General features: G+C 49.6%; 6 protein-coding genes, 19 tRNA genes and 1 rRNA gene. 2 read left to right on the forward strand and 24 right to left on the reverse strand.

Features of this window, described 5'->3' with window-relative positions; all coding sequences use genetic code 11:
- Positions 1–183: 183 nt before the first annotated feature.
- A complete protein-coding gene (locus tag AC6ESO_RS18060) occupies positions 184–4551 on the forward strand; it encodes an endo-1,4-beta-xylanase (RefSeq protein ID WP_497092564.1) in 4368 nt (1455 codons plus the stop codon).
- A gap of 79 nt (positions 4552–4630) precedes the next feature.
- On the opposite strand, the gene AC6ESO_RS18065 is transcribed toward AC6ESO_RS18060, so the two are convergent.
- The 4 genes from AC6ESO_RS18065 to AC6ESO_RS18080 form a co-directional block, all read right to left on the reverse strand.
- Entirely contained in the window at positions 4631–5053 is a 423-nt protein-coding gene (locus AC6ESO_RS18065) for a hypothetical protein (RefSeq protein WP_497092565.1), read from the reverse strand.
- A 19-nt stretch (positions 5054–5072) separates the two neighbouring features.
- Positions 5073–6011, reverse strand: coding sequence for a ParA family protein (locus tag AC6ESO_RS18070; RefSeq protein ID WP_497092566.1), 939 nt, complete (start codon positions 6009–6011; stop codon positions 5073–5075).
- Positions 6012–6165: 154 nt separating this feature from the next.
- Positions 6166–6819, reverse strand: coding sequence for a M48 family metallopeptidase (locus tag AC6ESO_RS18075; protein WP_497092567.1), 654 nt, complete (start codon positions 6817–6819; stop codon positions 6166–6168).
- Between the two features lie 3 nt (positions 6820–6822).
- Positions 6823–7956, reverse strand: coding sequence for a YecA family protein (locus AC6ESO_RS18080; protein ID WP_497092568.1), 1134 nt, complete (start codon positions 7954–7956; stop codon positions 6823–6825).
- Between the two features lie 206 nt (positions 7957–8162).
- Here AC6ESO_RS18080 and AC6ESO_RS18085 point away from each other — a divergent pair, with 206 nt between their 5' ends.
- On the forward strand, positions 8163–8558 hold the full coding sequence (locus tag AC6ESO_RS18085; protein WP_497092569.1) for a VOC family protein: 396 nt from the start codon (positions 8163–8165) through the stop codon (positions 8556–8558).
- Positions 8559–8629: 71 nt separating this feature from the next.
- Here AC6ESO_RS18085 and AC6ESO_RS18090 read toward each other — a convergent pair.
- The 20 genes from AC6ESO_RS18090 to AC6ESO_RS18185 all read right to left on the reverse strand — a co-directional run.
- A tRNA-Gly gene (locus AC6ESO_RS18090) sits at positions 8630–8700 on the reverse strand.
- Positions 8701–8708: 8 nt separating this feature from the next.
- Positions 8709–8785, reverse strand: a tRNA-Pro gene (locus AC6ESO_RS18095).
- Between the two features lie 18 nt (positions 8786–8803).
- Positions 8804–8874: transfer RNA gene (locus AC6ESO_RS18100), tRNA-Cys, on the reverse strand.
- Positions 8875–8878: 4 nt separating this feature from the next.
- Positions 8879–8953: transfer RNA gene (locus tag AC6ESO_RS18105), tRNA-Gly, on the reverse strand.
- A gap of 3 nt (positions 8954–8956) precedes the next feature.
- Positions 8957–9043, reverse strand: a tRNA-Leu gene (locus AC6ESO_RS18110).
- Positions 9044–9057: 14 nt separating this feature from the next.
- A tRNA-Lys gene (locus tag AC6ESO_RS18115) sits at positions 9058–9130 on the reverse strand.
- A 5-nt stretch (positions 9131–9135) separates the two neighbouring features.
- Positions 9136–9210, reverse strand: a tRNA-Gln gene (locus AC6ESO_RS18120).
- 27 nt (positions 9211–9237) lie between these two features.
- Positions 9238–9313 (reverse strand) — tRNA-His (locus AC6ESO_RS18125).
- Positions 9314–9326: 13 nt separating this feature from the next.
- A tRNA-Tyr gene (locus AC6ESO_RS18130) sits at positions 9327–9411 on the reverse strand.
- Positions 9412–9415: 4 nt separating this feature from the next.
- Positions 9416–9491 (reverse strand) — tRNA-Thr (locus AC6ESO_RS18135).
- Positions 9492–9513: 22 nt separating this feature from the next.
- Positions 9514–9589: transfer RNA gene (locus AC6ESO_RS18140), tRNA-Phe, on the reverse strand.
- Between the two features lie 15 nt (positions 9590–9604).
- Positions 9605–9681: transfer RNA gene (locus AC6ESO_RS18145), tRNA-Asp, on the reverse strand.
- Between the two features lie 10 nt (positions 9682–9691).
- Positions 9692–9768, reverse strand: a tRNA-Met gene (locus AC6ESO_RS18150).
- A 21-nt stretch (positions 9769–9789) separates the two neighbouring features.
- A tRNA-Val gene (locus AC6ESO_RS18155) sits at positions 9790–9865 on the reverse strand.
- Between the two features lie 11 nt (positions 9866–9876).
- A tRNA-Glu gene (locus tag AC6ESO_RS18160) sits at positions 9877–9951 on the reverse strand.
- 5 nt (positions 9952–9956) lie between these two features.
- Positions 9957–10047 (reverse strand) — tRNA-Ser (locus tag AC6ESO_RS18165).
- Positions 10048–10054: 7 nt separating this feature from the next.
- Positions 10055–10130 (reverse strand) — tRNA-Asn (locus tag AC6ESO_RS18170).
- A gap of 18 nt (positions 10131–10148) precedes the next feature.
- A tRNA-Ala gene (locus tag AC6ESO_RS18175) sits at positions 10149–10224 on the reverse strand.
- Positions 10225–10232: 8 nt separating this feature from the next.
- Positions 10233–10309, reverse strand: a tRNA-Ile gene (locus AC6ESO_RS18180).
- A 135-nt stretch (positions 10310–10444) separates the two neighbouring features.
- A 23S ribosomal RNA gene (locus tag AC6ESO_RS18185) occupies positions 10445–10546 on the reverse strand; the annotation flags it as partial.

A 10546-nucleotide genomic window follows, 5' to 3' on the forward strand; every position in this document is an offset into this window, starting at 1 on the left:
TATACTACAACAAATCGGCTCTAATATTTAATTAGTACAATATATTGTTTACTTCTTCTGGTAAAACAAGTTTTTAACACAGGCTATAATCAAGGTTAAGTACGGAAAGGAGGTCTCATCAGCTTTTATTGTAAGCGCTTCATTTATCTTCACCAAATTCACTTCGCAGGGGGAAGCAATAAAATGACCCGAACAATCAAACGAGTACTCTCCATTTTGCTGGCAGCAGCTTTGCTTATTCCTTCCGGCCTGCAGCCCCCGATTGTAAAGGCCGCGGCTGCAGAGACGACCGTCGTTTACCACGAGGACTTTGCCGGCGGAAAGGGTGCTGCTACGCAATCCGGCGGCGCAAACTTGACGCCAGTTTCCGGCAAGGTGTTTGACGGCAATGCCGATGGGGCAGCTCTATCCGTAAGCAATAGGGCGAACACCTGGGATGCGGCAGATTTCAAATTCAGCGACATCGGGCTGGAAAACGGTAAGACCTACACCGTAACCGTGCAAGGCTATGTGGATTCAGGCACAGAGGTGCCGGATGGCTCACAAGCCTATTTGCAGACGGTTAACAGCTACGGCTTCTTGGCTGGCGCTGACTTAGCAGCCGGTGCCGCATTCACGCTGACCAAAGAATTTACGGTAGATACAAGCAAAGATATAAGCCTGCGCGTGCAATCGAACGAAACCGGCAAAACCGTGCCGTTCTACGTTGGCGATATCCTCATCACCGCGATGAAACCAGCGACAGACGTCGCTACGGTATACCACGAAGCTTTTGCAAGCGGCAAAGGGGCTGCTACGCAATCCGGCGGCGCGAACTTGACGCAAGTTACCGGTAAAGTCTTTGATGGCAATGCCGACGGGGCAGCTCTATCCGTAAGTAACAGAGCAAACACCTGGGACGCGGCAGATTTCAAATTCAGCGACATTGGCCTCGAAAACGGTAAAACCTACACCGTAACCGTGCAAGGTTATGTGGACCCGGGTACGGTTGTGCCTGACGGCTCGCAAGCCTATCTGCAAACGGTTAACAGCTATGGCTTCTTGGCTGGCGCTAACCTAGCAGCCGGTGCCGCTTTCACATTGACGAAAGAGTTTACGGTGGATACGAGCAAGGACAATAGCTTGCGCGTGCAATCGAACGAAACCGGCAAAACCATGCCGTTCTACATTGGCGATATCCTCATCACCCAGCAAGTAGAACCGGAAGATCCAGCGGTAGAAGAGCCGCGGCCACCGGCTTTGGATTTCAGCACCGTTACGTTTGAGGATCAAACGGCGGGCGGCTTCGCAGGCCGAGCAGGAACGGAAACCCTGACCGTAACGAATGAAGCCAATCATTCCGACGAGGGCTCCTACGCTTTGAAAGTGGAGGGTCGAACAGATGCGTGGCATGGACCGACATTACGCGTAGAGAAGTATGTAGATAAGGGCTCCGAGTATAAAATTACGGCCTGGGTGAAGCTGATCTCTCCGGCTAGCTCACAGCTTCAGCTCTCCACGCAGGTTGGTCAAGGAAGCAGCGCCAACTATGTTCAGCTTGCCGGCAAAACAATCAGTGCAAGCGACGGCTGGGTGAAGTACGAAGGCACCTACCGCTACAATAATGTAAGCAGCGAGTTCTTATCGATCTATGTAGAGAGCTCCAATAACAAAACAGCTTCCTACTATATCGACGATATCAGCTTTGAGAGCACAGGCTCCGGGCCGATCTCCATTCAGAAGGATCTGGCTCCGATTAAAGACACCTACCAAGACGATTTCCTAATCGGAAACGCGATCTCCGCGGAGGATCTGGAAGGCGTCAGACTTGAGCTTCTGAAGCAGCATTTCAACGTTGCTACAGCTGGCAACGCCATGAAGCCGGACGCGCTTCAGCCTACGAAGGGCAACTTCACTTTTACGGCGGCCGATGCTCTTGTCGATAAAGTGCTGGCTGAAGGTATGCAAATGCACGGGCATGTACTGGTATGGCATCAGCAATCCCCTGCTTGGCTGAATACGACTAAGGATGTGGATAACAACACGATTCCACTGGGCCGCGAAGAAGCGCTCGCTAATTTGAAGACCCATATCCAAACGGTCATGGAGCATTTCGGCAGCAAGGTGATTTCATGGGATGTCGTTAACGAAGCCATGAACGATAACCCATCCAACCCGGCAGATTGGGAAGCGTCCTTGCGTCAAACGCCATGGTATAATGCGATCGGAACGGATTATATCGAGCAGGCCTTCTTGGCAGCAAGAGAAGTACTGGACGCACATCCAGCTTGGGACATCAAGCTCTATTACAATGATTACAACGAAGACAACCAGAATAAAGCGCAAGCGATCTACAACATGGTCAAAGACATTAACGATCGCTATGCAGAGACGCACCCTGGTAAACGCCTCATCGATGGCGTCGGGATGCAGGCGCATTATAGCGTGAATACGAACCCGGACAATGTAAAACTCTCATTGGAGAAGTTCATTTCATTAGGGGTAGAAATCAGCATCACAGAGCTCGACATTCAGGCCGGAAGCAACTATCAGCTCTCCGAACCGCTTGCCATTGCTCAAGGCTATCTGTACGCGCAGCTGTTTGATATTTTCCACGAGCATGCTGCCGACATCAAACGCGTCACCCTCTGGGGCATGGATGACAACACGAGCTGGAGAGCAGCCTCCAACCCCTTGTTGTTTGATAAGAACCTGCAGGCCAAACCGGCTTATTACGGCGTCATCGCCCCTTCCGCATTCATGGAAGAGCATCAACCCGACTTGGCGGAAGCCAACCAAGCAACAGCTCAATTTGCTACGCCGGTAGTCGATGGAACCGTTGACGCGATTTGGAGCCAGACACCGGAAATCCCGATTAACCGGTATCAGACGGCATGGCAAGGAGCTAGCGGAGTTGCCAAAGCGCTCTGGGATAATGAAAATCTCTACGTTTTGGTTCAAGTTAGCGACGCGCAGCTCGACAAAACAAGCGTAAACAAATATGAGCAGGACTCCGTCGAAATCTTCTTGGATCAAAACAATGCGAAAACCTCGTTCTACCAAGAGGATGACGGGCAGTACCGCGTGAACTTCGACAATGAAACATCGTTTAATCCGACAAGCCTGGCAGACGGTTTTGTGTCCGCAACCAAGGTTTCCGGCACTAACTACACGGTTGAAGTGAAAATTCCACTGAAATCGATCACGCCGGCTAACGACAAGAAGCTCGGGTTTGACGTACAGATCAATGACGCTAAGGACGGCTCCCGTCAAAGTGTTACCGCATGGAACGATACAACCGGCAACGGCTACATGGACACATCCGTGTACGGTGTACTTACTCTTGCCACTACGACGACTTCGCCAATCGGCAGCATCGTCGATACACAAACAGGCAATGTTCAGAACCGGAACGGCGTCGTTTCGATTAACCCGGAAATGAAAACGGACAACGGACGCGCCATCGGCACGATTTCCAGTGACAACTTGAAGAAGGCATTGGAGCTAGCCGCTCCGGCAGCTAACGGCAAGAAACAAGTCGTCATCGCGTTACCGAAGCAAGCGAACGCGGCATCGTACGAGGTGCAACTGCGGGCGCAAAGTCTGAAAGGGCAAGAATCCTTCGTCCTTACGGTGAAGACCGAGAACGCAACGATCCAAATTCCAAGCAACATGCTGTCTGGCATGACAGACAAGACAGAGCAAGTATCCATCCGTGTTGGCAAAGCTTCGCCAGACAGCTTAGATTCCGCTACCCGCGAACTGATCGGCAACCGTCCGGTTATCGATCTAAACCTAGTCGCAGGCAACACTGCTCTTGCATGGAGTAATCCGACTGCGCCCGTATCGGTAGCCATCCCTTACACGCCAACAGCGGAAGAGCTTAACGATCCGGAGCATCTCGTCATTTGGTACATCGATGGCAAAGGCAACGCGACGCAGATTCCGAACGCTCGGTATGATGCCGCAACCAAATCGGTTGTTTTCCAAACGACCCACTTCAGCACTTATGCGGTAGGTTCCGTATTTAAATCCTTCGGCGACCTGCTACATGTCCCTTGGGCCAAACAAGCCGTGGATGTTATGGCTTCGCACGATATTATCAAAGGAACATCCGAGAACAGTTTCTCTCCGGCAGCTTCTATTAAACGCGCTGACTTCATTGCCCTTCTCGTAAGAGCGCTTGAACTTCACGGCACAGGCAAAGCAGGCGCAATGTTCAGCGATATCGAGCAATCCGCTTATTATTACAACGAGCTGGTCGTCGCCAAGGAACTGGGAGTCGCAACCGGCTTCGCAGCTAACACCTTCAAGCCAGACAGCACAATCTCCCGTCAAGATATGATAGTGCTGACGGCACGCGCACTGGCATCAGCCGGCAAGACGATCGGAACTGCCAGAGCTCTGGATGCTTATGCTGACTCGGCCACGATTTCAGGCTATGCGCAAGACAGCGCCGAAACTCTGGTGGGAGCCGGCATCGTAAATGGCAAGAATGGCATACTCGCACCGCACGAATCACTCACCCGCGCCGAAGCGGCGGTCATTCTGTACCGTATTTGGAATCTGTAAGACCGATTAGGGAGCGTGCTCCCCATCCCAAAGTAAAAACCACATCCATAGGGGATGTGGTTTTTACTTTTTGGTAGGATCAAACTTTCTTACGTGCCGAGCTGGTCCTGATCTGAGTATCCTTAATGGCTTTGGATCGTATCCTGGCACCAACCGTTGACTCCACAATCTTCTCCATCATTTTTTCTTTCCCATCACTTTTATTAATGAAGATATCCAATAATAACGTTAGTTTGATTAAATCGTTCTTTGATAAATTCTGTTCCATAAGATATTCTCTAGCCATTTCTCTTGTATCAGCTATCAAAAGCTTCTCTACTATGTAACCAACTTCTACGCCCGATTTCTTTTCCGCCTTTTCTTTTACAACCTTATTTCCGGGCACATACTTCAATTTTCCATTTCCCTCCATCAGGGCATGGAACTCTTCGTCGCTCATTTCAGACAGCGCCTGTGCGAATGACTTATAGATTTTGGCCATATCATTTTTAAACGTATTCACCGTCTACTCCCCTTCCTCCCTACAATTTCACTCTAGCAATCACTTCTCGAGCAAGCGCTCTCAGCTCTTGTCGCACGTTCTCGAAAGTTCCGTTGTTTACATCTTCAAGTACGACAGGAATTCCAGACTCGGGAGCATCCGCATAAATGGTTTTATTATCCCTGATAATCGTGTCCAAAACGGGGATCTTTGATCTTTGAACCTGAGAGATAAATTGCTGCTGCGCTTTGATCGGAAGGCCCTCCCTGATTCCGACCATGGTGAAGATTACCCCTTCGAATGTAGGTGAAATGATGCTGAATTCCTGCCGAACTTCTTCATATTGCGTTTTGGCATTATATTCAGATACAAGCTCAGTTACATTTTTATTAAGCTGTTCAATTCCAATCGTCGATAGGAAGTCCGGTTTTGCCGGAACTAGCAAGAAGTCGCTGGCGATGATAGCGGTCTTGGTTACAACATTAAAATTAGGAGGACAATCAATTAGCACATAATCATATTCCTTTGTCTCTATTTGCCGAAGGCCTTCTTTTAATCGGGAATGTACTTTGAGAAAGTTTCTACGATTCGCCCTGTCACTACCTCCCCATAGCTTTGCGCTAAGTTCAAGATCAACGTTTATCAAACCAAGGTGAGAGGAAATCAAATCTATGCTACCGCTAGCTCCCAACTCCTGTAGTCTTTTATTGACACGTTCCGGTTTGATGAGCAAATCCTCTAAGTTAAACTCTTGATCGTTATCGATAAAGGCGTCAAACCACTTTTTTATCGTTTCTTCTTGGTAATTGCGCTCCCAGTCATCCACCTTCAAAAAAGAGAATGTTAAGTTAGTTTGCGGATCAAGATCAACCGCCAATACTTTAAAGCCGCTATTTGCTAATTCTGCAGCAAGATTAGATGTGACTGTTGTCTTGCCCACCCCACCTTTATAGTTGATCACTGAAATGATCCGTGACATAGCCTAATCATCCCCTCAGTCAAAAGTGTCCTAATAGAACTTAGTGGAATGACTGTAGAAATATACTGGTTTTGTACATAAATAAAGCAAAAACCACATCCTCATGCGGATGTGGTTATCTATTATGCGGAGCCAAAGAGTTTTGTGCAAAGCACTACAGCGTCATAGCCTGTCCATACCGCGCAAGGTACGCTTCCTTCTCTTTGTAGTCCGGCATAACACTACCTACAAGTCTCCAGAACGACCGGTCATGGTTCATATGCGACAGGTGGCACAGCTCATGAATGATGACGTAATCGATGACCTCGATCGGTGCCATGGCCAGACGATAGTTAAAGGTCAGCTGCTTCTTCGAGCTGCAGCTTCCCCACTTGGTGCTGGACTCTACGATCTCGATCGACTTTGGCGCGACCTTCAGCTGCTTCTGATAGATCGGAATCCGTTCCAATACAACCTTCTTACAGCTGGCAAAATAAAACTTCTTCAAGCGTAGCCGAAGCTCTTCTTCAGTCTGCGCCGTGGTATCAATGAGATCGCTCAGCAAACAGTATTTGCCCAGATGGAGGAACTTGCCCTCCTCCTGATACTCCTTCACCGTCAACGCATCACGGGATTTCTCAATCCGATCAAGCTGTGCCGTTATCGCCGGCCCATGCTGCTTCACTGCATTTATGATCCGTTCGTCGCTGGTGCCGTTGGGAGCCTTCACCGTGATGAAACCTGTAGGCTCGATCTGGATAGAAAGCTTCTTACCCGGCCCATAGGCGACATGAACGTCAATCGTTCGCTGTTCGAGTTGAATCTCCATACCCTACAGGCAGCACTTTTTATGTTTTTTCCCGCTGCCGCACGGGCACGGTTCGTTTCTTCCGATTTTCGAGGATGCCGCCGGGAACTGGACTACATTCGAGTTCTGTTCCGGCTTCGGTCTTAGCTCATCAGGCGTAAACCCGCGATTGGACCACATTCTCGTATTGTTATGCACGTTAATAATTAGCGGCGTAACATCTTTTAACTGCTTCTTGTTCAGGCGAATCTTGCGCTGATCGAACTCTTCCATAATGACGCTAAGCGGCTCTTCCATCGCACATGCGAACTGAATATCATCCGCCAGCGCTTCAGCCAGCTTTTCCACTTTGCCCAGGTCCTGCATGATGTAGCTTTTCAATGCTTCCAGCTGAGGCGTCTTCTCGAAATAATCGATATTCGCATACAGAAGCAGCTCTTCTTTTGGAGGAATGTAGTACGGCTTGTCCTTCACGCTCTCCAAGAACGCTTCATAATCGTCCAAGTCTTCTCCATCTAGGCTGTCGCTAAATAGAAAGCCCCGTTGAATATCCCAAGTCAGCACTTTATCTGAGACGGATAAGCGGATTTCGAGAAGCTTCTCCTCCGTCAAGCTAACGTCGTTCTGGTCGTTAATAATCTCAATGAGCTTGTGCACCGGGCAAATCCCATATAAGTTAGCAGCGGCCTCCATGTACCGCAGCACCAGTTGGTTGACGTTGCGATTTTCTTGGAACAACTTTTGGTCCAGCTTCTTATACGCGGCCTTCACTTCCCCCGGCATCACGAAGAACAGCTCGTCCCCTTCGAGGAAGCTGAACACCAATCCTTTATCCATCAAAAACAAGTAAGCATCCGCATATATCGCGTTATCCTGAATGTACGGGACTTCCAGCAGCCGGTTCACAAGCTTCCATTCCTGCGGCTCTGCTGTAAGGAAAGCCGACTGTACTTGCGTCACATTCGTAATTCTATCGCAAAGCGCATCTACGAGCTCCTGCTTCTTCAGCTTGGAGCGCCCCGCTAGCGCGCAATTTGCAGCAATGAAATTCAACCGATCCTTGGTTAACTGCCCAAGGATGTCCTTCAAACTCGTTTTCACCGCGCCTTTGATCGCATTGTTTACGTTCAACTGCAGCATTTCTTTTTCCAAATCCATACCTTAACCCCTTTACAATTCAAACAACCTATATAGATTGTACCCTAACCTGGCTCTCAATTGAAGGGAATGGTAGTATTAAGCAAATTAGTCCGGCTTTACCTAGCCGTTTATCATTTTTTATTTTGGTAATTGTTATGGATCAAGTAGGAAAGGAAACCCTATTAAAAGAATCAAGTAAGGAAGCCAAAACAATGGAGGTAATCATGGGAAGAGTCGTTCATTTCGAGATTCATGTCACGGACATGGACCGCGCTAAGAAGTTTTATGGAGAGGTATTCGGCTGGACATTCGAGGATTACAGCAGCTACGCCGGAATGCCCTACTTTGGAGCTGTAACGGGTGCAGCCGACGGAATGGGAATCAACGGTGCTTTGATGCAGCGCCAGGGTGCTTCTCCGGAGCCTGGACAGCCTGTGAATGGTTTTGCCTGCACAATGGGCGTTGGCGACTATGATGCGACTGAGGCCAAAATTCTGGCGCTCGGAGGCACACTCGCGCTGCCGAAATTCGCACTGCCCGGCATGGCTTGGCAAGGGTACTATATCGATACCGAAGGTAACATTATTGGTATTCATCAGCCAGATGTAAATGCAAAATAGCGTTTTACGAGCAGCTAAATACAAAAAAGCCTTTTATCCGTTGGGATAAAAGGCTTTTTTGTAATAAGATAAGCGGGTGATGGGAATCGAACCCACGCTATTAGCTTGGAAGGCTAAAGTTCTACCATTGAACTACACCCGCAGAAAAGATGGTCGGGATGACACGATTTGAACATGCGACCCCCTGGTCCCAAACCAGGTGCTCTACCAAGCTGAGCTACATCCCGTTATTCATAAAAAATACAAGGCGCCACCCAGATTCGAACTGGGGGTGAAGCTTTTGCAGAGCTCTGCCTTACCACTTGGCTATGGCGCCATGATGGAGCGGAAGACGGGAATCGAACCCGCGACCCTCGCCTTGGCAAGGCGATGCTCTACCGCTGAGCCACTTCCGCAGATGGTGCGGTCAAGAGGACTCGAACCTCCACGTCATTGCTGACACTAGAACCTGAATCTAGCGCGTCTGCCAATTCCGCCATGACCGCGTAACAAGATAAAGTGAGCCATGTAGGACTCGAACCTACGACACCCTGATTAAAAGTCAGGTGCTCTACCAACTGAGCTAATGGCTCAAAAATGGCTGGGGATCTAGGATTCGAACCTAGGGATGACGGAGTCAAAGTCCGTTGCCTTACCGCTTGGCTAATCCCCAACATGAAGCATTTGGTTTAGTTAAAAATGGGGCGACCGATGGGAATTGAACCCACGAATGCCGGATCCACAAACCGGTGCGTTAACCACTTCGCCACGATCGCCATAATAAAAAAGTGGTGGAGGATGATGGATTCGAACCACCGAACTCAAGGAGAGCAGATTTACAGTCTGCCGTGTTTAGCCACTTCACTAATCCTCCATAATGGTGCCGGCGATAGGAGTCGAACCCACGACCTACTGATTACAAGTCAGTTGCTCTACCAACTGAGCTACACCGGCATATGAACCTACAGTTTAAAAATGGTGGCTCGGGACGGAATCGAACCGCCGACACGAGGATTTTCAGTCCTCTGCTCTACCGACTGAGCTACCGAGCCGAACTTATAAAGAAATGGCGGAGCCGACGGGATTCGAACCCGCGGTCTCCTGCGTGACAGGCAGGCATGTTGGGCCACTACACCACGGCTCCGCAGTAAAATTGGTTGCGGGGGCAGGATTTGAACCTGCGGCCTTCGGGTTATGAGCCCGACGAGCTACCGGGCTGCTCCACCCCGCGATAGTACAAGTAAATCTTATATGGTGGAGGCTGACGGGATCGAACCGCCGACCCTCTGCTTGTAAGGCAGATGCTCTCCCAGCTGAGCTAAGCCTCCAGGGAAATAAATGGTGACCCGTAGGGGACTCGAACCCCTGTTACCTCCGTGAAAGGGAGGTGTCTTAACCACTTGACCAACGGGCCCTATCTGGCGGAGAGCGAGAGATTCGAACTCTCGAGACGCGGTTAGCGCCTACACGATTTCCAATCGTGCTCCTTCGACCACTCGGACAGCTCTCCAGATAAATGGCTCCCCGAACAGGACTCGAACCTGTGACAACTCGATTAACAGTCGAGTGCTCTACCAACTGAGCTATCAGGGAATAGTTTGAAACAATTCATGGTGGAGCCAAGCGGGATCGAACCGCTGACCACCTGCTTGCAAGGCAGGCGCTCTCCCAGCTGAGCTATGGCCCCAAAGGGAATGGTTGGCCTTAGTGGACTCGAACCACCGACCTCACCCTTATCAGGGGTGCGCTCTAACCAGCTGAGCTAAAGGCCAATAAAAAACCCACTGCTAGGTGGGGTGTTTATTCAATATAAGTGAAGATCACACCCTGAAAACTGGATACGAACCTTTGCGAAGGTTTTGTTTAGCTGATCTTGATCCGAAGTTGAACATCCGAGCGAATGTTCGTAGGATAAGCCCTCGACCGATTAGTATTCGTCAGCTGCATGCATTGCTGCACTTCCACCTCGAACCTATCAACCTGATCGTCTTTCAGGGGTCTTACATACT

The organism is Paenibacillus rhizoryzae (assembly GCF_059686995.1).

Excerpts from the sequence above, each read along its gene's own strand:
- AC6ESO_RS18060 (WP_497092564.1), top strand. The coding sequence starts at position 184 with ATGACCCGAACAATCAAACGAGTACTCTCCATTTTGCTGGCAGCAGCT.
- AC6ESO_RS18070 (WP_497092566.1), bottom strand. The coding sequence starts at position 6,011 with ATGTCACGGATCATTTCAGTGATCAACTATAAAGGTGGGGTGGGCAAG.
- AC6ESO_RS18075 (WP_497092567.1), bottom strand. The coding sequence starts at position 6,819 with ATGGAGATTCAACTCGAACAGCGAACGATTGACGTTCATGTCGCCTAT.
- AC6ESO_RS18080 (WP_497092568.1), bottom strand. The coding sequence starts at position 7,956 with ATGGATTTGGAAAAAGAAATGCTGCAGTTGAACGTAAACAATGCGATC.
- AC6ESO_RS18085 (WP_497092569.1), top strand. The coding sequence starts at position 8,163 with ATGGGAAGAGTCGTTCATTTCGAGATTCATGTCACGGACATGGACCGC.